25 protein-coding genes and 1 riboswitch are annotated in these 26563 nt (G+C 63.3%); of the genes, 10 read left to right on the top strand and 15 right to left on the bottom strand.

Annotated features, from left to right (window positions below):
• Positions 1-10: 10 nt before the first annotated feature.
• The 3 genes from gcvT to AB0N65_RS05915 form a co-directional block, all read right to left on the bottom strand.
• Positions 11-1144, bottom strand: a complete 1134-nt coding sequence (gene gcvT, locus AB0N65_RS05925) for a glycine cleavage system aminomethyltransferase GcvT (protein WP_364159015.1) — start codon at positions 1142-1144, stop codon at positions 11-13.
• Between the two features lie 12 nt (positions 1145-1156).
• Complete coding sequence (gene gcvP, locus AB0N65_RS05920; protein ID WP_364159012.1) at positions 1157-4024, bottom strand: aminomethyl-transferring glycine dehydrogenase; 2868 nt, start codon at positions 4022-4024, stop codon at positions 1157-1159.
• A 184-nt stretch (positions 4025-4208) separates the two neighbouring features.
• Positions 4209-4306: riboswitch (glycine riboswitch) on the bottom strand.
• Positions 4307-4401: 95 nt separating this feature from the next.
• The gene (locus tag AB0N65_RS05915) at positions 4402-4941 is read right to left on the bottom strand and encodes a helix-turn-helix domain-containing protein (protein WP_364159009.1); all 540 of its coding nucleotides are present in this window, start codon (positions 4939-4941) and stop codon (positions 4402-4404) included.
• A gap of 74 nt (positions 4942-5015) precedes the next feature.
• Here AB0N65_RS05915 and AB0N65_RS05910 point away from each other — a divergent pair, with 74 nt between their 5' ends.
• Complete coding sequence (locus tag AB0N65_RS05910) at positions 5016-6566, top strand: MFS transporter (RefSeq protein WP_364159006.1); 1551 nt, start codon at positions 5016-5018, stop codon at positions 6564-6566.
• A gap of 15 nt (positions 6567-6581) precedes the next feature.
• On the opposite strand, the gene AB0N65_RS05905 is transcribed toward AB0N65_RS05910, so the two are convergent.
• Entirely contained in the window at positions 6582-7223 is a 642-nt protein-coding gene (locus tag AB0N65_RS05905) for a cyclodeaminase/cyclohydrolase family protein (RefSeq protein WP_364159003.1), read from the bottom strand.
• 155 nt (positions 7224-7378) lie between these two features.
• Between AB0N65_RS05905 and AB0N65_RS05900 the strand changes: the two genes are divergently transcribed.
• Positions 7379-8602, top strand: coding sequence for an amidohydrolase (locus AB0N65_RS05900; RefSeq protein WP_364159000.1), 1224 nt, complete (start codon positions 7379-7381; stop codon positions 8600-8602).
• Between the two features lie 38 nt (positions 8603-8640).
• Here the strand turns inward: AB0N65_RS05900 and AB0N65_RS05895 are convergent, their stop codons facing one another.
• Together AB0N65_RS05895 and AB0N65_RS05890 are read right to left on the bottom strand one after the other, a co-directional pair.
• Positions 8641-9663: a sugar phosphate isomerase/epimerase gene (locus tag AB0N65_RS05895; protein WP_364158997.1), complete on the bottom strand. Its 1023-nt coding sequence runs from the start codon at positions 9661-9663 to the stop codon at positions 8641-8643.
• A complete protein-coding gene (locus tag AB0N65_RS05890) occupies positions 9660-10847 on the bottom strand; it encodes a Gfo/Idh/MocA family oxidoreductase (RefSeq protein ID WP_364158994.1) in 1188 nt (395 codons plus the stop codon). The genes AB0N65_RS05895 and AB0N65_RS05890 overlap by 4 nt, the downstream gene beginning before the upstream one ends.
• A 151-nt stretch (positions 10848-10998) precedes the next feature.
• On the opposite strand from AB0N65_RS05890, the gene AB0N65_RS05885 reads away from it, so the two are divergent.
• The gene (locus AB0N65_RS05885; protein ID WP_364158991.1) at positions 10999-12027 is read left to right on the top strand and encodes a LacI family DNA-binding transcriptional regulator; all 1029 of its coding nucleotides are present in this window, start codon (positions 10999-11001) and stop codon (positions 12025-12027) included.
• 40 nt (positions 12028-12067) lie between these two features.
• Here AB0N65_RS05885 and AB0N65_RS05880 read toward each other — a convergent pair whose 3' ends face one another.
• Entirely contained in the window at positions 12068-12268 is a 201-nt protein-coding gene (locus tag AB0N65_RS05880) for a hypothetical protein (RefSeq protein ID WP_364158988.1), read from the bottom strand.
• A gap of 61 nt (positions 12269-12329) precedes the next feature.
• Positions 12330-13331, bottom strand: a complete 1002-nt coding sequence (locus tag AB0N65_RS05875) for an NAD(P)/FAD-dependent oxidoreductase (protein WP_364158985.1) — start codon at positions 13329-13331, stop codon at positions 12330-12332.
• 147 nt (positions 13332-13478) lie between these two features.
• Here AB0N65_RS05875 and AB0N65_RS05870 point away from each other — a divergent pair, with 147 nt between their 5' ends.
• The 4 genes from AB0N65_RS05870 to AB0N65_RS05855 all read left to right on the top strand — a co-directional run bounded on the left by AB0N65_RS05870 (position 13479) and on the right by AB0N65_RS05855 (position 17825).
• Positions 13479-14060: an XRE family transcriptional regulator gene (locus AB0N65_RS05870; protein ID WP_364158982.1), complete on the top strand. Its 582-nt coding sequence runs from the start codon at positions 13479-13481 to the stop codon at positions 14058-14060.
• A gap of 181 nt (positions 14061-14241) precedes the next feature.
• Entirely contained in the window at positions 14242-15255 is a 1014-nt protein-coding gene (locus AB0N65_RS05865; protein WP_364158979.1) for a nitrilase-related carbon-nitrogen hydrolase, read from the top strand.
• Entirely contained in the window at positions 15252-16277 is a 1026-nt protein-coding gene (locus tag AB0N65_RS05860; protein ID WP_364158976.1) for an agmatine deiminase family protein, read from the top strand. Before AB0N65_RS05865 ends, AB0N65_RS05860 begins: the two co-directional genes overlap by 4 nt.
• Positions 16278-16289: 12 nt before the next feature.
• Positions 16290-17825, top strand: coding sequence for an APC family permease (locus AB0N65_RS05855; RefSeq protein ID WP_364158973.1), 1536 nt, complete (start codon positions 16290-16292; stop codon positions 17823-17825).
• 101 nt (positions 17826-17926) lie between these two features.
• Here the strand turns inward: AB0N65_RS05855 and AB0N65_RS05850 are convergent, their stop codons facing one another.
• From AB0N65_RS05850 to AB0N65_RS05830, 5 genes are all read right to left on the bottom strand, one after another.
• A complete protein-coding gene (locus tag AB0N65_RS05850; protein WP_364158970.1) occupies positions 17927-18472 on the bottom strand; it encodes a hypothetical protein in 546 nt (181 codons plus the stop codon).
• A 292-nt stretch (positions 18473-18764) separates the two neighbouring features.
• Positions 18765-19067 (bottom strand): DUF4193 domain-containing protein, encoded by a 303-nt coding sequence (locus AB0N65_RS05845; protein ID WP_364158967.1) that lies wholly within the window; start codon positions 19065-19067, stop codon positions 18765-18767.
• 140 nt (positions 19068-19207) lie between these two features.
• Positions 19208-20425: an L-2-hydroxyglutarate oxidase gene (lhgO, locus tag AB0N65_RS05840; protein ID WP_364158964.1), complete on the bottom strand. Its 1218-nt coding sequence runs from the start codon at positions 20423-20425 to the stop codon at positions 19208-19210.
• 157 nt (positions 20426-20582) lie between these two features.
• A complete protein-coding gene (locus AB0N65_RS05835) occupies positions 20583-21074 on the bottom strand; it encodes a DUF805 domain-containing protein (protein WP_364158961.1) in 492 nt (163 codons plus the stop codon).
• Positions 21075-21258: 184 nt separating this feature from the next.
• Positions 21259-22407, bottom strand: a complete 1149-nt coding sequence (locus tag AB0N65_RS05830; protein WP_364158958.1) for an MFS transporter — start codon at positions 22405-22407, stop codon at positions 21259-21261.
• A 177-nt stretch (positions 22408-22584) separates the two neighbouring features.
• On the opposite strand from AB0N65_RS05830, the gene AB0N65_RS05825 reads away from it, so the two are divergent.
• The 3 genes from AB0N65_RS05825 (at position 22585) to AB0N65_RS05815 (ending at position 24273) form a co-directional block, all read left to right on the top strand.
• A complete protein-coding gene (locus tag AB0N65_RS05825) occupies positions 22585-23043 on the top strand; it encodes a MarR family transcriptional regulator (protein WP_364158955.1) in 459 nt (152 codons plus the stop codon).
• A gap of 165 nt (positions 23044-23208) precedes the next feature.
• The gene (locus AB0N65_RS05820; RefSeq protein WP_364158952.1) at positions 23209-23451 is read left to right on the top strand and encodes a hypothetical protein; all 243 of its coding nucleotides are present in this window, start codon (positions 23209-23211) and stop codon (positions 23449-23451) included.
• Positions 23452-23541: 90 nt separating this feature from the next.
• Positions 23542-24273 (top strand): DUF72 domain-containing protein, encoded by a 732-nt coding sequence (locus tag AB0N65_RS05815; RefSeq protein WP_364158949.1) that lies wholly within the window; start codon positions 23542-23544, stop codon positions 24271-24273.
• Between the two features lie 18 nt (positions 24274-24291).
• Here the strand turns inward: AB0N65_RS05815 and AB0N65_RS05810 are convergent, their stop codons facing one another.
• Both AB0N65_RS05810 and AB0N65_RS05805 read right to left on the bottom strand, forming a co-directional pair.
• Positions 24292-24753 carry a GatB/YqeY domain-containing protein gene (locus AB0N65_RS05810; protein ID WP_364158946.1) on the bottom strand — a complete coding sequence of 154 codons (462 nt, stop codon included), beginning with the start codon at positions 24751-24753 and terminating at the stop codon, positions 24292-24294.
• A gap of 63 nt (positions 24754-24816) precedes the next feature.
• Positions 24817-26520 carry a RecQ family ATP-dependent DNA helicase gene (locus AB0N65_RS05805; protein ID WP_364158943.1) on the bottom strand — a complete coding sequence of 568 codons (1704 nt, stop codon included), beginning with the start codon at positions 26518-26520 and terminating at the stop codon, positions 24817-24819.
• Positions 26521-26563 lie beyond the last annotated feature (43 nt).

Below are 26563 nucleotides of genomic sequence, written 5' to 3'. Positions count from 1 at the left end.
AAAGTCCGGCTTACTTAGAGCGCTTGTAGAACGGCAATGCGACGACTTCGAATGGCTCAGCCTTGCCACGGAGGTCCACATCCACAGCAGTCCCCGGCTCAGCCAAAGCAACGTCGACGTAAGCAAGAACCACGGGGTATCCCAGCGTCGGGCTCGGCTGGCCGGAGGTCACTTCACCGACCACGGCACCGTCCTTCAGCACCGGGTAGTGCGAACGCCCGGCGCGGCGTCCGAGTCCCTTGAGGCCCACGAGCTTGCGTCCGCTGGTCACACCCGCACCCGCGGCCTTCAAAGCAGCCAGGGCTTCCTTGCCAACAAAGTCGCCTTCCTTGGACAGGGCCACGACTGGACCGAGCCCGGCAGCGAAGGGGTTTCCTTCGCGGGAGAGTTCGTTGCCGTAGAGAGGCATACCCGCCTCGAGGCGCAACGAGTCGCGTGAGGCCAGTCCGGCCGGGACCAGCTCGCCTTCTTCAGCCACCGTGGAGATGGCCTGCCACAGCGCAGCCGCGGATTCGTTGGCCACGAAGATTTCGAAGCCGTCTTCCCCGGTGTACCCGGTGCGGGCCAGCAGCAGGTCCTGGGTGCCGCCGTCGAACGTGAACGGCACTTCAACCGCAGCGTAGTACTTCAGTCCGGTGACCAGCGCGTGCTGTTCCGCAGGAACCAAACGCAGTAGGATGGCCTCGGCGAGCGGGCCTTGGACCGCAATGAGAGAGGTCTCGGCCGAGGCGTCCTCAACAGCAACATCAAAATCAGCCGCACGTTCGAGCAGGGCAGCGGCCACAACCGCAGCGTTGCCCGCGTTCGGCACCACAAGGAACCTCTCCGGACCACGTCGGTAAACAATGAGGTCGTCGATGATGCCGCCGTCTTCCTGGCAGATCAGCGAGTACTTGGCTTTGCCATCGGCCATGGCGGAGATCTTTCCCACCAGGGCGTAGTCCAGGAACGCAGCGGCTTCCGGTCCGGTGACCCAGACCTCGCCCATGTGGGAGAGGTCGAACAGGCCCGCCGACTTCCGGACCGCGTGGTGCTCAGCCAGCTCGGAGGTGTACTTGAGGGGCATCTGCCATCCACCGAAGTCGGTGAAGGACGCGCCGAGTTTCTTGTGCTCTTCGTAAAGTGCGGTGTAGTTCTCAGTCATTTCCGGAACCCCTTAGTTCTCGAAGTCTGCGGTGTTGTCCTCGAACGCTTCAAGGGGCGGGCAGGAGCAGACGAGGTTGCGGTCGCCTGCCGCGCCGTCGATGCGGCCCACCGGCGGGAAGTACTTGTCCTGCTTGAGGTGGTGGACCGGGAAGGCTGCCTGCTCGCGCGGGTACGCACGGTCCCAGTCGGAACTTACGACGGCGGCAGCCGTGTGGGGCGCGCGGCGAAGCGGGGACTCCTGCACGGAGAAGTCGCCGTGCGCCACCTGGTCGATTTCCTTGCGGATAGTGATCATGGCCTCGATGAAGCGATCGATTTCCACGAGGTCCTCGGACTCCGTCGGTTCCACCATCAAAGTCCCGGCAACCGGGAAGGCGAGAGTCGGGGCATGGAAGCCGAAGTCGATGAGGCGCTTGGCCACATCCTCGGCAGTCACCCCGGTCTTGGCTGTGAGTTCGCGGAGGTCGAGGATGCACTCGTGGGCAACCAGGCCGGCCTCACCGGTGTAAAGAACCGGGAAGTAGTCATTGAGGCGGGCCGCGATGTAGTTGGCCGCCAGCAGCGCGGACTTGGTTGCTTCGGTGAGGCCCTGGCCGCCCATGAGCTTCACGTAAGCCCAGGAGATGGGCAGGACGCCGGCAGAACCGAAACGGGATGCCGAGATCGGGACATCGTTGCCTTCGGTCCACGACGTAGCATCACCCGGCATGAAGGGAGCCAGATGCGCCTTGGCGGCAACGGGGCCCACGCCGGGTCCGCCGCCGCCGTGCGGGATGCAGAAGGTTTTGTGCAGGTTGAGGTGGGACACGTCGCCGCCGAACTTGCCGGGCTGGGCCAGGCCAACCAGGGCGTTCAGGTTGGCGCCGTCAATGTACACCTGACCGCCGGCCTCGTGGATGGCATCGCACACTTCACGGACGTCGGCATCGTAAACACCGTGCGTGGACGGGTAGGTGATCATGATGGCCGAAAGGGCGTCCCGGTTGGCCTCGATCTTGGCCTTCAGGTCGGCGTGGTCGATGGTGCCGTCGGCAGCCGTGGCCACGACCACAACCTTCATGCCGGCGAGCACGGCCGAAGCCGCGTTCGTCCCGTGGGCGGAGGCCGGGATCAGGCACACGTTGCGCTGATCATCGCCGCGGGACAGGTGGTAGCCCCGGATCGCGAGCAGGCCTGCAAGCTCACCCTGGGAACCGGCGTTCGGCTGGATGGAAACCTGGTCATAGCCGGTGATCTCCGTCAGCTGTGCCTCAAGGTCGGCAATCAGTTCGCGCCAACCAGCCGTCTGGGAATCCGGAGCGAAGGGGTGGATCGAGGCGAACTCGGGCCAGGAAATGGCCTCCATCTCCGCCGTGGCGTTCAGCTTCATGGTGCAGGAACCCAGCGGGATCATGGTGCGGTCCAGCGCGAGGTCGCGGTCCGAAAGCTTGCGGATGTAGCGGAGCAACTGGGTCTCGGAACGGTGGGTGTTGAACACCGGGTGCTGCAGGTATCCGCTGGAACGCTCAACGGAAGCCTCAAGCGCGAAGCCTTCAACGGCTTCACTGACCGAAGCGCCAAAGACGTCAGCGACGTCGGCGACAACCGCCGTCGTGGTTGTCTCGTCTACGGAGATGCCCACCATGTCAGCGTCGATGCTGCGCAGGTTGATACCGCGCGCCTCGGCAGCAGCCACCAGGGATGCGGCCTTGCCGGGAACGCGGACGGTGATGGTGTCGAAGAAGGAGCCGTGCAGGACCTCAACGCCTGCCGCCTTCAAGGAAGCAGCCAGCGTGCGGGCATGGCCATGAGCCGTCTCGGCAATGGCCTTCAGGCCTTCCGGACCGTGGTAGACAGCGTACATCGACGCGACGATGGCCAGGAGGGCCTGCGCGGTGCAGATGTTGGAGGTCGCCTTCTCGCGGCGGATGTGCTGTTCACGGGTCTGGAGCGCCAAGCGGTAGGCGGGGACGCCGGCGTCGTCCTTGGAAACGCCCACCAGACGGCCGGGCATGGAACGCTCGAGCCCCTTCTGGACCGCCATGTACGCGGCGTGCGGGCCGCCAAAGAAGAGCGGGACGCCCAGGCGCTGCGCGGAACCGACGGCGATGTCGGCGCCCTGCTCGCCCGGAGGGGTGATGAGTGTGAGGGACAGGAGGTCGGCGGCAACGGTGACCAAGGCACCGCGCTCCTTCGCTTCGGCGATCACGGCGGAGTGGTCGAACACGCGGCCGGACACGCCGGGCTGCTGCAGGACGATCCCGTTGATGGCACCTTCCGGAAGGCCCTCGGAAAGGTCGGCAATTTCCACCTCGAAACCGAGGGCTTCGGCACGGCCCTTCACGATCGCGATGGTCTGCGGGAGGCAATCGGCGTCGAGGACCGTCTTGCCGTCCTGGGCTGCCTTGTTCTTGTTCGCCCGGCGCATCATGAGGACGGCCTCGGCCACGGCGGTGGCTTCATCGAGCAGGGAGGCGTTCGCGATCGGGAGTCCCACCAGGTCTTGGACCATGGTCTGGAAGTTCAGCAGTGCTTCGAGGCGGCCCTGCGAGATTTCAGGCTGGTACGGGGTGTAGGCCGTGTACCAGGCCGGGGATTCAAGGATGTTGCGGCGGATCACCGGAGGGGTGATGGTGTCGAAGTAGCCCTGGCCGATCATCTGGACAGCCGTCTTGTTCTTCGCTGCAAGCTTACGGAGCTCCGCGAGGACTTCTACCTCACTCAGAGCGTTCTGCAGGGTCAGTGCCACGTCCTGGCGGATGTCGTTGGGAACCGCGGTGTCGACCAGCGAGTCGACAGTGTCGTAGCCGACCGACTTCAGCATGGTCTCAATGTCGGCCTGGCGGCGGGCACCGATATGCCGGTCGACGAAGGTTGTGGAGGCAGAACTAACCGTCACGAAGGAACTCCAATACTTGGGCGGCGTTTGGGTACGCCGCAGCGACTCGGGTTCCTCCCCGCTCTGTATTGGACCTGAGAGTTTCCGCGTGTTGTTTACACAACCAGCCGCTTGCACCGTCGGTGAGCACAGCATTCAGGGCGCCGGTGGTGACGCCTGGATGCCTGCTGCTTTCCAGAGTTGCCTCGCCGCGGCGGTGCGTGGGCCTGAGAGATTCCTGGGGAGGATTTGCTCCTACGGCGCCTGCATCTCGTGCTTGCAGGACTCTCCCGCCGCAGATCAAAGGCTTATTAAGTTGTCGGCGGGTGCTGGGAAGGCACGCCACCAAGGCTTAATTGTCCTATGCGGCGGGCGCCGCCGCAAATGGTGAGGGAGGGCTACTTTCGCAGCCGCTGCAGCACGTTCAGGAGGATTTCGACGTCGGCCTCCCGCCCGCCGTCGGCAGCTTCCTGTCCGCCCTCGAAGATGGCGTTGAAGTACAGGCCGTCGCCCATGTAACTGACCGCTTTGGCGACTTCCGGGCCGACATCCACGGCAAGGACGTCCAGCCACCGCTGCTGGATGGCCGCGAACCGCCGTCGGGTTTCCTCATGCGCCACCTCGGCAAGCCGGGTGGCAGCCACGAACGCCCGGTCCATGGGAGTACCGGCCCACAGCGATGAGCGGATGAAGTATGCGGCGGCGCCATCAGGAGCCACCTTCATCTGCTCGGTATCTTCCAGCGCGAGGTAATCCAGGCGTTCCAGTAGCGCGCTGATGAGCGCTTCCTTATTGGGGAAGTGGTAGAGCAGCCCGCCTTTGGAAACGCCCGCCCGTTTGGCGACCGCGTCCAGGGTGGCAGCCCGCTCCCCTACCTCAATGAGGAGGGCTTCGAAGGCGTCCAGCACGGAGTCCTTGGCTACTGGTTTTCGTGGCATGGGTTCAATCATTCCCTATCAGACATGCAGTTTCGAAGTTGAAACTATACCGTCCAGACGGTACAGTAATCGTCATGTTCACGTCGTCCTCCACCCCTGCACCCCGCTCAGCTCGTCCCATCAAGGGCACGGCAGCTCCGTGGCGTGACTGGATGGCCCTGACACTCCTGATGTTCCCGGTGCTGCTGGTGGCCGTCGACAACACCGCGCTCACGTTCGCCCTGCCCGAAATCGCGCGTTCGTTGGACGTTGGCGGCGTACAGCTCCTGTGGATCATTGACGCCTACCCCCTCGTGCTGGCAGCGCTGTTGGTTTCCATGGGCAACCTCGGGGACAGGATCGGACGACGGCGGCTGCTCCTGGTCGGCAGCACCGGCTTTGCTGCGGTTTCGGCTGCTACGGCGTTCGCGCCTTCCGCTGAATGGCTTATCGCCGGACGCGCCGCCCTTGGGGTCTTCGGCGCCATGCTGATGCCCTCAACCCTGTCCTTGATCCGGAACATCTTCACCGATCCGAACCGTCGCAGGCTTGCGATCGCCGTCTGGGCTGCCGGTTTCTCCGGCGGTGCCGCACTGGGCCCGATCTTCGGCGGCTGGCTCGTGGAGCATTTCTGGTGGGGTGCCGTCTTCCTTGTGGCAACGTTCCTCCTGCTCCCGCTCCTCGCTTTCGGTAAGGCCCTCATTCCGGAGTCGAAGGACGCCAACCCGGGCCGTGTGGACATGCCCAGCATTGCTCTCTCCGTCCTGACCATGGCTCCGTTCGTCTACGGCATCAAGGAATCCGCCGTGCACGGCTTCGGAGTTTCGGCCATGGCCTTCATGGTCTTCGGGGTGGCCATGGGTGTCCTGTTCGTTCGTCGCCAGAGGCAACTCCAAAGCCCGATGCTGGATGTCCAACTTTTCGGCAACAAGGTGTTCAGCACGGCCATCGTGGCCAACGTCCTGTCCCTGTTCTCCATGACCGGCTTCATCTACTTCTTCGCACAACACCTCCAGCTCGTTGAAGGCCAGTCACCCATGGAGGCCGGCATCGCCATGATTCCGGCCCTCCTGGCCACGATCATTGCCGGCCTGTTGGTTGTGCCACTGGTCAAACGGATCAGGCCGGGATTCGTGGTGGCCGGCGGGTTGAGCCTGAGTGCTGTGGGTTATCTCGTGGCCACCATGGGTGATCACGGCAGCGGCCCTGTATTCCTGCTGTCAGCCTTGACGGTCCTGGCCGTGGGTGTCGGCGCGGCAGAGACCATCTCCAACGATCTGATCCTCGCCTCCGTACCGGCCGAGAAGTCCGGAGCCGCATCCGCGATTTCGGAGACCGGCTATGAGCTCGGTTCGCTCCTCGGTACGGCCGTTCTGGGCTCCATCCTGACGGCTTCCTACCAGCACAACCTGGTCATCCCGGACGGCTTGTCCTCGCAAGCTGCCGGAAAGTCGAGTGAGACACTGGCCGGTGCCGTGGACGCTGCTGCTGCACTGCCCGCGCCCCTGTCGGAAGCCTTGACGACAGCCGCACGGGTTGCCTTCGAATCGGGTGTCCACATCACGGCGGCGATTGGGCTGGTACTGATGGCAGGCGCGGCGGTGCTTGCCGCCGTCGTACTCCGGCGTGTGCCCAAGGCGCAGTAAGCCGCAGCCGAGGCCTCACAACGCGTCAGTCGGGGCAGCTTTGTTGTCCACTTGTGCTGTCAGTTCGTCGATCCGGTCCAGGGCATCGCTCAGCCGCCCAACTGTTTCCCACAGTCCGGGGTGCTGCGACCGGACTTCTTCAAGCGGGGTCCCGTCCTTTGCAAGGGCAGCGAGATCGAAACTGACGTTGGTGCGCGCTCCGGCAATGGCCGCCCGGAGCGCCCCGAACGCCACCACCACATCGGCAATGAGTGCCGGATTTCCGTTTGCTGCAAGCCAGCCCAAATCCTCGATGGCATCCATCGCCTGTTCGCCCAATGCAGCGGAAGCCTTCGCCGCCTTCACGGATGCCTGATGGATGGCTTCCTCGCGCCCGGGGCCCGGGGCCAGTCGGAACGCCGCACCAAAAGCCTTGGAAGCAACCGAATCCTCATCCGCCAACCGAAGGGCAGCCTCCCGCAGAGTGCGTGCCCTGCCCAGCAACTCCTCTCCCGCATTGTCGGAGTAACCCGCGACCATGGAGGTCAGGGAGGCAGCGATGGCCAGCATCACTCCTGTCCCGGCCCCACCCCCGGGCGAACCGCTGGATTGGGCCAAACCTTCGGTCCATTCCTCCACCGTGGAATTCTGCGTGGTGATCTCATCGGAAGCAGCCATGCAGCCCAGTCTGTCATTGTGGAGCCTGTTCTGCGCTCCAATCACGTGCGATAACACGTGGATCGGGCCTGACAACGCATGAGCTTCCCGGGCCAACAACGGTCCCGCTCGATACACTGGCCGGACCCGGGCGTTGAACAGTAGGGGCAGACCTCATGAACATTGACCTTGAAGAGCTTTATCGCGACCTGCATGCGAATCCTGAACTGTCCTTCCAGGAGGTCAGAACCGCCGACATCGTCAGCGGCCACCTCGAGGACCTGGGGTTGCTGGTGCATCGGGCCATTGGAAAGACAGGCGTAGTGGGCGTCCTGGACAACGGACCGGGCCCTGTGGTCATGCTTCGTGCCGACATGGACGCCTTGCCCGTCAAGGAAGCAACCGGACTGGACTACGCAAGTGCGGCAGTCGGCGTCGACCATGACGGGCGGGAGGTACCTGTCATGCACGCGTGCGGCCACGACGTGCACGTCACATGCCTCATCGGCGCCGTGGAAACCCTTGCACGGAACAAACATGACTGGCAAGGAACCCTCATCGCAGTGTTCCAGCCGGCCGAAGAATGGGGCGGAGGTGCGCAGGCGATGGTCGCGGACGGGCTCTACGATGCGGTGCCCAAACCGGACATCGTCCTGGGCCAGCACGTTGCACCCTTCCCTGCCGGCTGGTTTGGCGTCCGCCCGGGCGTCGCCATGGCATCGGCCGACTCCCTTAACGTGACCCTTCATGGGCGCGGCGGCCATGGATCCCGCCCTGAAACCACCGTCGATCCTGTGCTCATGGCTGCCGCGGCAACCATGCGCCTGCAGGGAGTGGTATCCCGCGAACTCGCCGCCAGTGACGCTGCTGTGGTGACGGTCGGCCAAATCCACGCCGGAACCAAGAACAACATCATTCCCGAAACGGCGACGCTGGGGCTTAGTATCCGGTCCTTCAGCGAATCCACGCGCGATAAGGTGCTCGGCTCCATTGAGCGCATCGTCCGCAGTGAGGCAGCAGCCTCCGATGCGCCCAAGGAACCGGATTTCCATTACGAAGAACGCTTCCCGCTGACAGTGAACAACGAACCTGCGGCAAACCGGATCACTGCGGCTTTCCGCGCTGCTTTCGGGGACAACAAGGTGATCGACCCAGGACCGGTTTCAGGCAGCGAAGACGTAGGAGAACTCGCAACAGCTGCCGGCGCGCCGTTGGTCTACTGGTTCCTGGGCGGCATCGATGAATCCTACGCCCGGCAGTGGGCCGACCAGGGCAGGCTTCCGGAGGACGTTCCTTCCAACCACTCGCCGTATTTCGCCCCGGTCATCCAACCCACGCTCACGTTCGGCACGGAAGCCTTGGTCACGGCGGCGCGCGAGTTCCTTGCCGCACCCAAGTAGGTCGCAGTTGTGCGCGTTTTGAGCCGTCAAAACGCGCACTAATGCGACTCAGATGGGGTAGAGGCTAAGAGCGCAGCGTCGGCGTCACGGAGGACCTTCGCAGCTACCTCGAGGCCTTCGATCCTGCCGAGGGAGACGTCCTCGTGCTCGATGTTGACCAGCATGTCGGGGTCCACCTCGCGGAGCGCTCGGAGGAACTCGGTCCAGTAGGCAGTGTCGTGTCCACGGCCCAGGGCGACGAAATCCCAGGCAGAGTTCTTGGGCCACTCGTTGGCCCATTCGTCGCCGCCCAGGTTGGTCCGATTCTCGTCCGGAGCGAGGCGTCGGAAGCTGTTGTCCAGCACACCGTAAAGGGCTGCGTTGTCTTTGTTGACGCGGACGTCCTTGGCTGCGGCTTGGAACACGAGCGGGCCGAGTTCGCGTACCACGGCCACTGGATCCATCTGCTGCCAGAACAGGTGCGAGGCGTCCAGTTCCACGCCAACGTGCGTGGCCCCGGTGAGTTCGACGAGCTTGTATACATCCGCAGTGTTGAACACAATGTTCTGCGGGTGCAGCTCCAATGCCACCTTGACTCCGTGGTCCGCTGCAAGTCGGTCGGTTTCCTTCCAGAAGTCCGCGGCTAAGCCCCACTGGTAATCAAGGACGTCCAAGGCCGCGGAGTTCCAGGCGTTGACCACCCAGTTGACTGTGGTTGCACCGGGTTCGCCGCCGGGAAGGCCGGACATCGTCACCACGCGGTTCTGGCCGAGCCGGTGGGCCAGGCGGATGGAACGCCGGATGTCCTCGGCGTGCTTTTCACCGATCTCCCGGCGAGGGTGCAGTGGGTTGCCGTTGCAGTTCAGGCCTGCGATGGACACACCCGTGCCTTCGAAGATCGCCAGGTAGTCATCCCGTGCAGCGTCGCTTACCAGGATCTGGTCGAAGGTGGGCACGTGCACGGCCGGCAGGAAGCCGCCGGTGTTGATCTCGATGCCCGTCAGCCCAAGGTCGGCAATGACCTTCAAGGCTTCGGGAAGCGGCCGGTCGTGCAGGATTGCGTTGTAGACGCCGAGCTTCATAGCGTGATCTTCTTTCCGTTGTTCAGGGCGGACTCGGTGACGGCGGCGAGGAGTTCCATGTTGCGGACGCCTTCATCGAACGTGGCGCAACGGGGCAGCGACTCCCCGGCCGGGAAACCTGCCACTTCTTCAAGGAACGCGCGTGCCTGGTAGCCAAACGCGTCGTTCTGGCCGAAACCGACCTCGGGGGCGTCCATGGCCAGGCCACCGGCGATGTACGGGTGTCCGGGGCCGAGGATGACCTGCCGGTAGCCATTCTGGATGCCGGATTCATCGTTGAGGAACAGTTGGATTTCGTTCGGACGGCGCTGGTCGAACTTGGCCCCGCCGTTTTCGCAGAAGACCTCGAACTGGAGGCTGTTGGCGTGGCCTGCGGCAACCCGTGAGACTTCGAAGCTTCCGGAGCCATGGGCGAAGGCGGCGTTGAACGCGGCGTAGTCGTCGTTCTCCACGGCTTCAAAGGTGTCGCTGACGGCAACGTGGTCGTGGCCCATGACCGCGGCCAACGGAAGGGGCCGCTTGTCGATGGCCGTGGCAAGGCGGCCACCACTGATGGACTGGATGTCTCCGCACAGGAATTCGGAGACATACGTCAGGTGGCTTCCGACGTCGGCCAGCGCACCGGAGCCGGGCCCGCCCTTGTAGCGCCAGCTCATGGGTGCCGAGGGGCTGAAACCGTAGTCGGTCCAGTACCGGCCACTGAAGTGCAGGACATTGCCGAGCACCCCGTTCCGGATGAGGTCCCGAATGTAGGCGATGCCCGGAGTGCGGCGGAACGTGAAACCGATACGTGCCAGGTTGCCGCCTGCCTCGGCCTCACGGGCAGCGTCAGCCATGGCCCGGGCATCGTCCAGGGTGTCACTCAGCGGCTTCTCGCACAGCACGTGCTTGCCGGCAGCCAACAGGCCCTCCACCACTTCGCGGTGCAGGGAGTTGGCGATCACGACGCTGACAACGTCAATGTCGTCTGCCTCGGCGATTGCCTGCCATGAGGTGTCGTTGCGCTCGTAGCCAAAGCGGCGTGCGGCCAGTGAACCGAACTCAGCGTTGACGTCGCCAATGGAAACGAGGCGCACCGGGGGCAGCACCGGGCTGTAAAGGGCAGATGCGGTGCGGTACGCGGCCGCATGGGCTTTGCCCGCCATGCCTGCACCGATAACGGCGACGCCGAGGCCTTCAGCCATTGATTTTCTCCTTTGAAAGGTTGCCACCGCGGGGGCGATGCGGCATTTTGTAGCGCTACAATTTTTACGCTGGGTTTGATCGTAACTATGTCTATATGTCCTGTCAATCATTCGCAGACTATCCTCAAGTGCAGACTACGAAAGGATTCCTTTGAAGAGACCCGAACCGCGGGACAGCCCGCGGTCCCGACGCCCCACCCTCTACGACGTCGCCACCCAGGCCGGAGTCTCGCCGTCGTTGGTTTCCCTCTTCCTCAAGGACCCGGACAGGGTCAGCGAGAAGCGTCGTGATGCCGTCCGGAACGCCATCACCGACCTCGGGTACCGGCCCAGCCGCGCCGCGACAACGCTGGCGAGCAACCGCACCAAGAGCGTTGGCCTGGTCATCGACGATTTCAGGAACCTTTGGTTCGTCGACCTCCTTCGCGGCATGGAATCCGTCCTCTCAGACCTTGGCTACCAAGTAACCCTGGCCGATTCCCGACCCGGCGAAAACCGCATCAAGGAAGCCACCGATGGCCTCCTCGCGATGCATGTCGACGCCCTGGTCATCGCGGCTGAACCGAGTACCTCGATGCTCGAGCGGACCTGGGTGCCCACCGTGGTGGCCGGATGGCGGAAAGGCGTCCCCGCGGGTGCGGACCTCATCACCAACGACGACGACGGCGGAGGCAGCATGGCCGCGAACCACTTGCTGGGGCTGGGACATACCCGGATAGGCCACCTTTCCGGATCCGACGGCGCGTCAGCCCACCGGCGCGCAGGTTTCCGGAGCGCTGTGGCGGGTGCCGGCGTCGAACTTCTGGTGGGTGAGTCGGCTGGAACTTCAGAGGAGGACGGCTACGGTACCGCCAGCCGGCTTCTGGACCGGCACACCGATATGACGGCGATCTTCGCGGCCAACGACACCATGGCCCTGGGTGCTTTCGCGGCCATCAAGGCCCGCGGCCTCTCCGTCCCGGACGATATTTCCGTGATCGGCTACGACAACTCTCCCTTGGCGAAGTCGCGCTACCTGGACCTGACCTCCATCGACAACCGGAGTGACGTCGTCGGTGCGGCTTCGGCCCGGCGGCTCCTGGCACGACTTGACGAACCTGCCCTGGAACCGTCAGAGACCCTCATTGAGCCGAACCTCGTAGTGCGCGGCACTACCGCACGGGCCTCCCCGCGGACATAGAAGAGGCACCGCGGGTGCAGCGCCTCTCCTGAACTTCGAATCAGACCTTCTCGCGGATGCGGTCGATCTTCGGCTCCGATACCTCGAATTCCCGGCGACGACGGGCCAGGAATGTCCACAACGTTCCTTCTGTCTGTGGACGGCTCTCGGCAGGCTTTGCCTCAGTCTCGCGTGTCTCGGGCTTGCGCGCGGAGTCCTTCTTCGTGCGCCGCTCGAAGTCCTCATAGTACGAGTAGCACATACCCAACCTCCTTAACTGGCTGTCCTTTAATGGTCCTCGCACACGCGCCCCAAGTCGACCATTAATTGGTTGGTGCAAGTTCCTGGAACCGCGGCTCCAGGCGTTTGCGGGCCGCTTCCACGGCCACCCTTGTTTCCGCAGCAATAAGGTCGGCATTGATCACGGCGCCGGCCATGTTGCCTGCCGCGGCTGAAGCCATGACCTGCCCCGTCAGATCGGTGACATTGCCGGCAACCCACACACCTGGGACGGCTGTTGCGCCACCCTGGGGTGCTGCTTCAACATGCTTGCCCACGCCCATCGGATGCTCAACGGACTGGATGCCGAGCGAGGCCAGTACAGACGACCGGGCTTCCATTCGCGGACCAACGACGAGCGCTTCCACGGGAATCACCGTTCCGGATTCCAGGACAACCCCGTTGAGCACATCATCGGCGACCTTCAGGGACTTGACCTTCCCCTCCACCACTGAAATCGAACGCGCTGCGAGTTGCTCCCATTCGTCCTCGGTGGGCTCCACGACGTCATTCAAGAAGAGCGTGATGTCCTTGCTCCATTGACGGAAAAGAAGCGCCTGATGCATGGCCATCGGCACCGATCCCAGGATGCCGATAGCCCTGTTGCGGACCTCCCAGCCATGGCAATAGGGGCAGTGGAGAACATCCCTGCCCCAGCGCTCTTTGAGGCCTTCCACGTCCGGGAGGATATCCGTCAGGCCGGCAGCTACAAGCAAACGACGCGCTGCGACCGACTGCCCGTCAGCCAGCTCCACCTCAAACGCGGGTTCGGCACTTGGCTCAGGTGCCGCCGTCGAACGGGCCGATACCGCCACTTCGGCAACAACCTTGCCGCCATACTTCCGGACCTCGCCGCGACCCGCCTCCAGCAATTCGACCGGGCTGATTCCGTCGCGTGACAAGAAGCCGTGCACCCCGGCCGCGGGCGCATTCCGAGGCTCGCCCGCATCGATCACGAGGACCGTGCGCAGGGCCCTTCCTAACGTAACCGCAGCGCTCAGCCCGGCCGCACCTCCACCGATGATGACGACGTCGTACTGTTCCATGTCTGCCTTCCTTTCCATTGCTGGGCCCGGTTTGCGCGCCATTCCTTGGTTTTCGGACGCACACTGGGCCTCACAAGCCTTGTTCCATGGTTGGCTAGCCGCGTAAGGAACGGCAAGAAAGTTTGCCAATATGGCAAAATGAACCGCATGACCACCGATTTCAGCAAGATGCTCGACGCCGTCGGACCCCGCTTGCGCGCGTTGCGGACGCAGAGGAACGTCACGCTTGCGGAAGCCTCGGAAGCAACCGGGATTTCCGTCAGCACCCTTTCCAGGCTCGAGTCCGGGCAGCGGAAGCCCACGCTTGAACTGCTGCTGCCGATCGCGCGCCTGCACCAGATCCCCCTCGAGGAACTCATCGATGCTCCGGAAACAGGCGATCCCCGCATCCATCTCAAGCCTCATGTCCACGAGTGGGGCACTGCCCTGCCACTGACCCGACGTCCGGGTGGGATCCAGGCGTTCAAGATGGTGCTGCCCGGAAGAACGGGCAAAGAGATACCAGCCCCGCAGTCACACGAAGGCTACGACTGGATGTACATCCTCAACGGCAAACTCCGCCTGGTTCTGGGCGAGAACGACTTCATCCTCAAAGCGGGCGAGGCTGCGGAGTTCGATACGCGCACGCCACACTGGTTCGCGAGCGCCACCAAGGATCCCGTGGAACTCCTGACGTTGTTCGGCCAGCAAGGTGAGCGCATGCATGTGCGCGCGAGGCCGAAGCGCTAGACCCGCCGAGATGGCATTTGATGACAATGTTCGCGTCGAACATTGTCATCAAATGCCATCTCGCGGCGGGGACATAAATGAAAGGACTTCGTTTAGCCCCTTGCATCGAGGCGTGACTCCCGCCATACTAAATGAACGCTATTCATTTAGTGACTGTCGTCTCACCGGAGTACATGCCCTCATGATTGAAATTACCCGCCTCGAAGCCCCTGCCTCCCTGGCCCGCACGGAACCGTCCACGCGCACCCCGCTGCGCGTCGGCGTCGTCCAGCACCAGTGGCATGCGGACGAAGACGCCCTGCGCGCCGAACTCACGGAAGGCATCGAACGGGCGGCCAAGCTGGGAGCCACGGTTGTCTTCCTGCCGGAGCTGACCCTGTCCCGCTACCCCGCTGACACCCGCCCCGAGAACAACCCGGCCGCTGGTATCCGCCCTTCCGACATTGCAGAGGACCTGCTGACCGGCCCGACCTTCACTTTCGCAGCCGAAGCGGCAAGGAAGTACGGCGTTTCCGTGCACGCTTCCCTCTACCAGCGGGCCGAGAACGCTGACGGCACCGACGACGGCCTCGGACTCAATACGGCCATCCTGGTATCTCCCGCAGGCGAACTCGTTGCCCGCACCCACAAGCTGCACATCCCTGTGACCGCCGGCTACTACGAGGACAAGTTCTTCCGCCCAGGCCCGGACGCCGAGGACGCCTATGCAGTCCACGCACCCGCAGAACTCGGCGGTGCACGCTTGGGCATGCCCACTTGCTGGGACGAGTGGTTCCCCGAGCTCGCCCGCATGTACTCCCTCGGCGGAGCCGAGATCCTGGTCTACCCCACGGCCATCGGTTCCGAGCCTGACCACCCGGACTTCGACACCCAACCCCTCTGGCAGCAGGTGATCGTTGGCAACGGCATCGCCAACGGACTCTTCATGATCGCCCCCAACCGCCACGGCAGCGAGGGCACGCTCAACTTCTACGGCTCATCCTTCATTTCCGATCCCTATGGCCGCATCCTGGTCCAGGCACCGCGCGATGAATCCGCCGTCCTGGTTGCAGACCTTGACCTCGACCAGCGCAAGGACTGGCTCACCCTCTTCCCGTTCCTGGCAACGCGCCGCCCGGAAACCTACGGCCGCCTCACGGAACCCGTGAACCCGAACGCTCCCCTCGGCGCTCAGACCCAGGCAGTTGCAGCATGAGCGCGTGGCGTATGCCGTCCGAGACGGCTCCGCAGGACCGCGTCTGGATGGCCTTCCCCACCGGCGGCTACACCCTTGGCGACACGGAAGAAGAGGCGCACGCTGCACGCACCACATGGGCGAATGTGGCCAATGCCATCCTTGAGTTCGAGCCGGTCACCATGGTGGTACACCCCGACGACGTCGAGACCGCCGCGCGCTATCTCGATCCTCGCGTGGAGGTACTTACCGCTGAGCTGAATGACGCCTGGATGCGGGACATTGGCCCGTCCTTCGTGCTCGATGCCAACATGCAATTGGGCGCGGTGGACTGGATCTTCAACGGCTGGGGCGGACAGGACTGGGCTGCTTGGGACAAGGACTCCCTCATCGCCGAGTTCGTTTCAGGCCGGGCCAATGCGCGCCACCTTCCCTCCGGCATCGTGAACGAGGGCGGCGGCATCCAGGTAGATGGCGAAGGCACCGTCCTGGTCACGGAGACTGTCCAGCTCGACCAGGGCCGCAACCCGGGCCTGACCAAAGCGGACATCGAAGGGGAACTGGGACGCACCATCGGCGCCACGCACGTGGTGTGGCTGCCTCGTGGCCTGACCCGCGACTCGGAGAAGTACGGGACCCGCGGCCACGTGGACATCGTGGCCGCGATCCCCAGCCCTGGCACCCTGCTGGTCCACTCCCAGCAGAACCCCGAGCACCCCGATTACAAGGTCTCCCGCGACATCATCGACTTCCTGCGTACCACCCATGACGCAGCCGGCAGGGACTGGAACATCATCGAAGTTCCCGCACCGGAAACGCTCACTGACGACGAAGGGTATGTGGACTACAGCTACATCAACCACCTTGTTGTCAACGGCGGGGTCATAGCCTGCAGTTTCAACGACCCCATGGACGAGAAGGCACTCCGCATTCTCGCCGATGCCTACCCGGGACGCCGCGTGGTCAGTGTTGACGCACGCGAGCTCTTCGCCCGTGGAGGCGGCATCCACTGCATCACGCAGCAGCAGCCTACGGCCATCTAGAAAGGGCCCATCATGAGCCAGACAATCCGCAGCGGCAGCGCAGCCGCGACGTCGCACGACATTAGCGGCAAGGGACTGAAGACGGGGCAGTTGGGGCTCCTCGCCGTCGTCGTTCTTGGCATTTCCACCATCGCACCCGCCTACACGTTGACCGGGGCCCTGGGCCCCACCATCAGCGCGGTCGGCCTTCAGCTTCCGGCAATCTTCCTCATCGGGTTCATCCCGATGATCCTCGTGTCGCTCGCCTACCGTGAACTCAACGCGGACTCCCCCGATAGCGGCACTACGTTCACGTGGGTCACCAAGGCGTTCGGCCCGTGGGTTGGCTGGATGGGCGGTTGGGGGCTGCTCGCAGCCAACATCATTGTGTTGTCCAACCTGGCCGGCGTGGCAGTGGACTTCTTCTACCTGTTCCTGTCCCAGTTGGCGGGCAATCCGGAGATTGCCGACCTAGCCTCCAACAAGCTCCTGAACGTGGTGACCTGCCTGGTGTTCGTGGCACTGGCTGTCTGGGTCAGCTACCGCGGCCTGCACACCACCAAGATCGTCCAGTACGGGCTGGTGGGCTTCCAGTTGGTGGCCTTGGGCTTGTTCGTGGCCATGGCTTTCGCCAACTGGTCTTCCTCCCCCACCGCCATTCCCTTCAGCTGGGATTGGTTCGATGTCACCAAGGTTGAAACCTTCGGCCAGATTGCCGCAGGCATTTCCCTCTCGATCTTCGTCTACTGGGGCTGGGACGTGTGCCTCACCGTCAACGAGGAAACCGCGAACGGCAAGAAGACCGCCGGCCTCGCCGGAACCTTGACGGCCGTGGCCGTCCTGGGCATCTACCTGCTGGTCACCATCGCCACCATGATGTTTGCCGGCGTCGGGGATTCCGGCGTGGGCCTCAACAACGAAGAAAACCACGCGAACATCTTCACGGCCCTCGCATCCCCGGTCATGGGTCCGTTCGCCATCCTGATGTCCCTCGCAGTGCTGTCCAGCTCGGCGGCGTCCTTGCAGTCCACATTCACGTCACCATCGCGCAGCCTCCTTGCCATGTCGCACTACGGCGCCCTGCCGGAGCGCTTCAGCCGGATGAGCCGGAAATTCTCGACGCCGGGCTACGCCACCATTGCGGCCGGCGTCCTGTCCGCGGGCTTCTACGCGGTGATGCATGTGATCAGCGAAAATGTCCTGAACGACACCATCCTGGCCTTGGGCCTGATGATCTGCTTCTACTACGGACTGACCGCGATCGCCTGCGTTTGGTACTTCCGCAACAGCCTGTTCTCCAGCGCACGGAATCTCTTCCTGCGGTTCCTTTGCCCGCTGGTGGGTGGCGTCGGCCTGTTCGTTGTCTTCATCCAGACTGCCGTGGACAGCTGGGCACCGGAGTTCGGCAGCGGCTCGGAGATCCTCGGCGTAGGCCTGGTGTTTGTGCTCGGTGTGGGAATCCTTGCCCTTGGCGTGGTGGTCATGTTGGTCATGTCCCGCCTCAGGCCCGGATTCTTCCGCGGTGAAACCATCCGCAAGGACACCCCGGCCCTGGTGGTTCCCGAGTAAGCCTGCTCTGCGGGTTCGCTGGAAAGCTGCCTGTTCATGCGGAGTTCTCCGTACGAACAGGCAGCTTTCCCTGCGTTCGGCCTTATCCCGGTCGGGTAGGCCTACCAGCGATGGGCGACGTCCACCACCAGGCGGGAACCGCCGCCGGGACCGTCCAAGGTGAAGACCCGGAACGGAAGCCGCGCACGGACGCCCAACCCAATGCTGGTGTAGCCTTCGAAGCTGCCCGCGTAGACCACCTGGCGGAACGTCTGGTAGCCGGAAACGTTGGACAACTCCGCTTTCGCGGCCGGCAGGTACGTCGGCTCGTTGTTTTGGTTGTAGGACGGGGCGGTCACAACGACCTGCAAGTCCGCATCGCCGAGTACCGGGATTTCGAAGCCCGACCCGTCCTGCACAACCACGGGCACGTACTGCACCGAATAACCGGCCACCTTGCCTGCCATGTCGATCACCAAGCGGTCATAGCAGGGCTGCTGGCCCGTCCGTACGTTGGTGACCTGCGCGGAACTCATGTCGGGGTCGGCTTTGGCCAGCGAACCCCACATGATGCCGCAGTAAGATGCAGCCGAGGCTGGCCCCGGTGCCACAAGTCCGAGTCCGGCGGCTGCAAGGACGGCCGCCAAACCCGCACTGAACTTCCTCATTTTTTGCCCCCTTCAAGGCGAGATTGATACGTCCAGATTAGGAGCGCATTCCCGGGTTTGGAGGGCTTGTATCCGCTTCGGCGCACAACCGTTAAAAGGGCATTTGGGTGGTCACAGGAGAGTCATCGTCAGGCCCTCACGGAGCCCTGAAGAGACCATTCTGAGGGCCTTAAAGCCTCAGTTCGTAATCGAAGATAACGACACCTGAGCGTTACATAAGGCGCTGAAACGCGAAAAGCCCCGCCGGAACTCCCTGAGCGCCTGACGGGGCTTGCTTGCGATGCCCGGATGCTTAGCCTTCGCAGTCCTTGCAGAATTTGAGGCCATTCTTTTCCACGGCTACCTGTGACCGGTGGCGGACCAGGAAGCAGGAACCACAAGTAAATTCATCGGACTGTTCCGGGACCACGATAACGGTCAATTCTTCACCGGAAAGATCGGCACCGGGAAGGTCGATTCCTTCTGCGGTGTCGTTTTCGTCGACGTCGATGACAGCAGTCTGGGCACCGGTCCCGCGGGATGCCTGGAGAGCCTCAAGCGATTCAGCGGGAGACTCTTCTTCTGTCTTGCGCGGGGCGTCGTAATCAGTAGCCATTGAGGGTTCGCTTTCGTTGCTGCATAGTGCCTTTCCGGCACCTCAGTGCAGCAGTTTAGGGCATTGTGCAAGCGATCAACGAATAGTGTGCCCAACGCGACATTTAGCCGCTTTCCAGGGAGGTCCCGGCAGGATCCACGTCAACTACGGAGCGCCTCCTGCACGATGTACTCCGCGATCGCCAACGACGAAGTAGCCCCCGGCGAAGGTGCGTTCCGCACCAGAACCACGTCCCGCCGTCGTGCGATCACGAAGTCGTCCACCAGCGAACCGTCACCGTTCATGGCCTGGGCCCTGACGCCGCGGGTGCCCGGCAGGACTTTAGCGCCCTCCAACGAAGGAACAAAACGCATGGCTTCCTTGATGAATTTCTTCCTGCTGACCACCGTCTGGAACTCCCGGACCGCGGACGGGACATTCTGGCGCGCAAAATTCCAGAAGCCCGGGAAGAGGGTGTAATTCAGGACATCGCGGACGTTGACGTTCCGCCATGAATAGGACTCGCGGCCGAAGGAAATGAAGGCATTGGGACCCAGCATCATTTCGCCGTCGATCCTTTTGGTCAGGTGTACGCCAAGGAAAGGATGCTTGGGGTCCGGAACCGGATAAATCAGGCCCTTGACCTGATCACGGGCTTCACGGCCAAGCAGGAAGTACTGGCCAAAGAACGGCACGATGCGCGGCGTTGCCGGTTCGCCTGTTGCCTTCGCCAGCCGGTCGGATTGAAGACCGGCGCAGGCCACCACAAGGTCATAGTTTTCGGCATCGTCTTTCGTTCGCACCACAGCGCCCCTCGTCCGCTGTTCCAGCGAGGTAGCCTCCTGCCCAAGCCGGATCCGCCCGCCCGCGCGGCGGACGTCGTCGGCGAGAGCGTTAGTGATGGCCGCGTAGTCCACTATTGCCGTTTCCGGCGAGTGTAGGGCAGAAAGCCCGACGGCGTTTGGCTCCACCTCGCGTATTTGGCTGGCGCCGAGCATCCTCACGCCGGGCACTCCATTAACCTTGGAACGGGCAAAGATGTTGTCCAGACGCTTCGATTCCTCGGGGGTCTGGGCTATCACCAGCTTGCCGCATGCCTCGTAGGGGAGGTCCCTCTCTCCAACGAACTCTTGGAGCAGTTCCACTCCCCTGCGGCAGAGTGTTGCCTTGAGACCGCCCGGTTGGTAGTAGAGGCCGGCGTGAACTACGCCCGAGTTGTGGCCTGTCTGGTGTGCGGCCAGCCGATCTTCCTTCTCGTAGATGGTGACCTGCACGCCGTCCAGCCTGCTCATCAGTTCCCGTGCCACCGCGACGCCAATGATGCCACCGCCGATGACGGCGCAACGTTTAATGGTGCTGACTCTGGCGGTGTTGGGCATCCGGGTTCCCTCATCACTTTCATCCTCGACCGTGGTGTGCTGCCAGCATTTCACGAAACCGCGTGGTTTCCTGATCCGTTGAGGGTTGGGGCTTTCGCGGCGCAAAAGAGGGGCGGCACATGGTGTGCCGCCCCTCTTGGGCCAGTATGTGGAAAGGCTATGCGGTGGGAACGTCGAAACGCTGGCCGGCCGGGTTGGACGGCAGGAGCATCAGGACGAGCAGCGCAAGGCCGCCCAGGAACGGAACCAGGCCGATCAGCGCGAGCCAGCCGCTGAAGTTGCCGTCGTGCAGGCGGCGGACAATCAGGGCAATGGACGGGATGATGGTGGCGAGACCGAAGATGATGAGGAGGATGCCACCCACGAGTGCGCCGGGGCCCGGGACGGCGGTGCCGTCAGCCGTGACCGTTGCACCTGCAGCACCGAGGACGGTGGTGAGGATCTGGAGCACGAAACCAATGACGGCGGCCACAAGTGCCCACCACCAGTACTCGCTACGGCTGGCCCGGCCGTTGAACGCGGTGTACTTCTTGAAGAAGCGCTTCACGGCGGCGCCGATAGGTGCACCGTAGTAGGGAGCCCACAGCGGCGGTTCGCCCGTCTGTGCGCCATAGGGCTGGGTCTGCTGAGGTTGTTGCTGATAGCTCATTTGTATTTCCCCCGGATAGGTGTGAGACAAAGTGATGACACGTACTCAGTGATGAGTCGTTGCTCATCGTAATGCTCCGCGGGCAATTAAGGCAGTTCGATGGACAAAATTAACCGCGATTTAGCCGATTAACGGAATGTGTCATGGTCTCGTGTTATTGGGCAGTGAGCCGGATCCGGATTTGCTACGGCTCAACATCCTTCGGGTAGCCGATCATCACAGCCGCGGAGACGATCCAGATGGCACCCATCGCGACCACCATGACCGCTCCTCCCAGGCCGGCAACCGAGGCCGCCAGTGCAGCGCCGCCGGCTGAGGCGCTGGCACGGAAGCCGGCGCTGACGGTAAAGATCTGGGACTTCATATGGACGGGGCTGTGCTTGTTTCGCAGGAACAGCATGGCCGCGGCCGTTGGCGCTGTGAACACTCCCGACAAGCCAAGGACCACAAGTGTCCACACAGTCCCCAGATTGATCGCTGCTGCAACGGTCAGCACTCCCGTAGCGAGAAACCCTGCCATCATGACACCCTGCGGACGCCGCCGCGTGGGACGGGCTGTTTCGTAGAGCGCACCCAAAAGGCTGCCGATGGCAAAGGAAGTGACCAACGCAGCGCCCTCGCCCGGTGAACCGATCCGCTCTATGGAAAGAGCCACAGCAGCAATGGCCAAGCCGCCTTGGCCGAGTTGCGTCAGGGTGGACGAGGCCGTGACCACAGCCAGGGGACGGTGGCTGAAAATCCTGTGCAGTCCGGACTTGATGGCCTGCCATGGCGAGCCTCCGCCACGTCCGTGAGGGCGTAGGCGGACGCTGCGCACGGCAATTGCGCCCAGCGCAGCGGCCACCGCCAGTACGCCCAGCGCCGCTTGGGCGGGAAGGAAAGCCGCGATGACAGCTACGGCGGCCGGGCCAGCCACGGCCGAGACGTTGTAGGACAAGGCATCATAGGCGAACGCCCGCCGGCCGTCGGGAATTGCACCCACGACGAAACTGGACAGGCCACCCATATAGAACGGCGATACCGCACCAGCCAGAACCAGGAGAAGGAAAATCACCGGTAGCGGGATCGTGCCGACGAAAGCTGCGGCCGCAAAAGCCACCGCCGTCAGGAGCCCGGATCCGGCCACGAGCAGGCCGGGCTTCGCAGCCCGGTCCAGCGCCGTCCCAACAAGCGGCGCCGCGAGCACGCTGGGTCCCAGGGACGCGGCTACAAAAAGGCCCCCGACGGCGACGTCCCCCAATTGCTGCACGGCCAGGATGGGAAGGGCTACTGCGGCCCCGGCACTCGCCATCCGTGGTGGAACGGAAGCGGCGAGATATCCGAGCGCGCCCATAGTGTGTTGGAACCCCTTTGAGGCTGATGATGAGTCTTTACAGCACCTTAGCCCACGGCCTTCCCCCGGCTCGGCCTGACGTTCCGCAGCGTCATGAGATCCTCGTCATGGCCGTCCGGCACCATATCTCTGAAAGAATGCAACGGTTGTGGTCGTTATTTACTATTTGGGGTTGTCATGGGTCCGCTGAGCGCTGAAGTACACATTCCACGCCTGGCGGCTGCGGAGATCGGGAATGACGCGAGCCTCCTGCTCGGCAAGCTTCACGCCGGGGTATCGTCCCTCAACAAGCGCGTACTGAGCGACTTCCGGTTACGGGAGCGGTCCTTCTCGGTACTCACGGTGGCCTGCAGCGGACTCGAGGCCACCCAGCGGGAGCTTGCCGAGTTCCTGGGACTTGACCTCAACCAGGTGGCTGGCCTGATTGACGATCTCGAGCACCGTGGCTTGGTGGAGCGCGTTCCGGGGCAACGGAACAGGCGGTCACGGGCCATCGTCTCCACCCCCGAGGGCCGCCGCATCCACAGCAAGCTTCGGACCGAACTGGACGTTTGCGAAAAGGAGCAGCTGGCCAATCTGAGCCAGGACGAAGTCGCGCAGCTGAAGGCATTGCTGAGGAAGGCGCTCTGGGCCTAGGCTCTTGGTGAGCTAGGGCCTGACCTCACTAAACCCTTGGACAACTGCACAGCCATCCCGTGAGTCGGTATGCAAATGTCCATATCAGGGACATTTCAAGTATGCAAGGATCAGAAATCATATCCCGTCGCGTACCTTCGCGACCCGCATTTTCCGGAATGGACCATGAACCTCCCACTGTTTCACGACCCCCTGCAAGGAAACGTCACCGTCGACGCGCCCGTGCGTGACCCCAAGATCGGACGCGACGCTGCGTTCCGTCGCGAACCCCAACGGCGCACCAACGCCGGCAAGCCCAGGCCGGGATCCCATGGCAGCAACCCCGCTCGGGCTGCGAGGCAGCGCGAAGTCGCAAAAGTGGCGGAGGACCTCCAAGCGCTGATGGCGCGCGTTGCAACAAAGCACTAGCCGCAGCAGACACGGATCATCAGCCACGGCGCCGGGGTACGACCGTGAGGCGCGTGCATAAACCCCGCCCCGCCAACTAGCATCCAAGCTATGGGCATCCACATCGGAACGTCGGGCTGGAGTTACGATCACTGGGAAAACGTGCTCTATCCTCCGGGCCTGCCAACGGCTAAACGGCTTGAAGCGTATGTGGCGCGCTTCAGCACGGTGGAACTTAACGCGAGCTTTTACCGCTGGCCCCGCGACACCTCGTTCGCAAGTTGGCGTCGTCGGCTGCCGCCCGGCTTTGCCATGTCCGTCAAGGCTCCACGGGGGCTGACACATGCGAAGAAGCTTTACGGCCCTGAGGTCTGGGTAGAGCGCATCACGCGGTGTTGGCACGAGCTCGGTGATAAGCGGGCTGTCCTGCTGGCCCAACTTCCGCCCGGCCTTGCCCGCGACGACGCCCGGCTCGATTACTTCCTGGCCGCGCTACCCGATTGGATCCGCGTCGCTGTGGAGTTCCGCCACGACAGCTGGGACCACCCCGACGTCTATGCCTTGCTGGAGCGTCACGGCGCAGCATATTGCATCATGAGCGGCGCCAACCTGCCGTGCATCCTCCGGGCGACTGCCCCGTTCGTGTACGTCCGGCTCCACGGGCCGGACCAACAGCATCTCTATGGCGGCTCCTACTCGGACGACGATCTGCGATGGTGGGCCGAGCGGATCCGCGAATGGAGCAACTCCGGGAGGGATGTTTACGTCTATTTCAACAACGACGGCGGCGGTAACGCCGTGCGGAATGCTGACACTTTGCGGGGGCTGCTTGGCGTTGGCTAACGGGTAGCCGCAGCGAAGCTACGCCAAGCGTCCCCGCACGATCTCGCTGACGGTCTTGCCATCAAACCGACCCGCGACTTGTGCAGTCACCGGCTTCATGACGGCGCCAATGGAACGCAGGGACAATTCCTGCCCTTCAGCCTTCAACGCGGATATGGCCTCATCCACGATCGCTTCCACTTCCTCGCGCGTCAGCGCTTTGGGCAGGTAGGCTTCGATGACTTCGGCTTCGGCAATTTCCGCCGCGGCCCGGTCCGGCTCGCCGGCCTCGGTGTAGATACGGGCAGTGTCCCGGCGTTTTGCCGCTTCCTTTTGAAGCAAGGACGTCACCTGCGCGTCGTCCAGCTCAACAGGCGTTTTACCCGACTTCTCGCGCGTGGTGATCTCTCCCAGAACGTTACGCACGGTGGTCAGCGCTGTTTTGTTGCCGGCCTTCATATGCTCGACAACATCCGCTTTCAGGCGTTCCTTCAAAGACATGGCTCTCCTCGCTCGGTATCTCTCCTGCCATCGTAGCGAGGGTCCAGTGCTCAGCGAGTGGGGCTACGCAGGCTTCAGCAGCTCATGTTCCACTACTGCGCTGGTGGAGAGTGTCTTGTAGCCTTCCTGCTCAAACAGGACTGTTATCACGTCGTCTTCATGTCGCATCACCAAACCTGCACCCCACTCCTTGTGAATAACAGACGATTGCAAGGGGAAAAGCTCGTTGGCAGGCGAGGCTGCTCCGTTCGCTGAACCCGGCCGACCGCCGTCGTGCGTTTCTTCCTGGACGACGGTCGCACCGCTGCGGCTGGCGGCTTCCGCGCAGGCATCGCAATTGCCGCACGGCTCGGCCAGTTCTTCGCCGAAGTAGCCCAGCAGGAATTGACGGCGGCAGCTCTCTGTCTCGGCGTAAGCCCGCATCATGGTGAGGCGCGATTGATCGATACGCTGCCGGGCTTCCGCCAGCTCGACGGCCCGATCCACCAGCGCGGACAGCTTGGCCTTGGACACCAGCCGCACGCCCCGCTTTCCCGCGGTAACGGCGCCGGTTTCCTCCAACTGGTTCACCAGGTTTGTCACGCGCCGGGCCGGAAAACCGGTGAGCTCCGCAATTGCGCCCTTCGGAGCGGGCGCGCCGGCATGTTTCAGGACCTTCAGCACCGCGAGGAGGGAATCCGGGTCAGGCGTGTGGGTACCGAAGAACTTCCGCAGGCCAAGGTCCTCCGCGCGGTAATGGAGGACTGCGGCGGCAGGTTCGCCGTCGCGGCCGGAACGCCCGATTTCCTGGTAGTAAGCGTCCAACGACTCCGGGATATCGGCATGGACCACGAATCGAACGTTGGGCTTGTCGATTCCCATGCCGAACGCGGTGGTGGCAACTACAACATCCAGGTGGTCGTCCAGGAATTGCTCGTGGATGCGTTCGCGGTCCGAGCCCGTGCGGCCGGCGTGGTACGCCTCGGTCCTGAGCCCCTCTTCGGCCAGTTTGGCGGCGTACCTCTCCGTATCCTTGCGTGTAGCGGCGTACAGCAGCCCGTAGCCCGATCCTTTGGCCAATTCCGCAACCTGGTCCAGGATCGCTTTCCGTTTGCCTTTGTCCTCCTGGTGCCGGACGACGTCGAGGCTGATGTTGGGCCGGTCAAAGCCGCGAACAAGGACCAAAGGATCCTGCATTCGGAGCCGCTCCACGATTTCGTCCCGTACCGGCGGCGACGCTGTTGCGGTGAGCGCCGCGACCGGTGGGTTTCCCAAGTGTTCACGGACGGTCCCCAGATCGAGATAATCAGGACGGAAGTCGTGCCCCCACGAAGACACGCAGTGCGCCTCATCCACCACGAACATAGAGATGCCGAGCTCTGAAATCCGCGCCACGGTCTCCTGCTTGGCCAGTTGCTCAGGAGCAAGGAACAGGAACGTGGCGGTGCCGGACTCGACCGCCCGCCATGCAGCCTCGATTTCCGTATCACTTCGCGAGGAATTAATGGCGACGGCGGCTGCGTCGCCCAAGTGCCCGGACAACCCGTCCAGTTGGTCTTCCTGCAAAGCGATGAGAGGAGAGACCACGACGGCGGGACGTCCGGTTTTGTTGTAAAGGTACCGGGCTGCCACTTGGTAGGTTGCCGATTTGCCGTAGCCGGTGGGCATGACTGCCAGGACGTCACGTCCCTCTGCGAGCGCGGTCATGGCGGACAGTTGTCCATCGCGTAGGTGGGGCAGGGAGAAGGAAGACGCCGCCAGGGCGCTCAGGTCAGGATTGCTCGTCATCGGAAGCGGCTCCACAGTAGATCCTGCGGCCGCTTGCTTCAGC

The organism is Paenarthrobacter sp. NPDC089322 (assembly GCF_040684895.1).
Lineage (GTDB): Bacteria > Actinomycetota > Actinomycetes > Actinomycetales > Micrococcaceae > Arthrobacter.
This window is presented reverse-complemented; position numbering and strand designations above follow the sequence as displayed.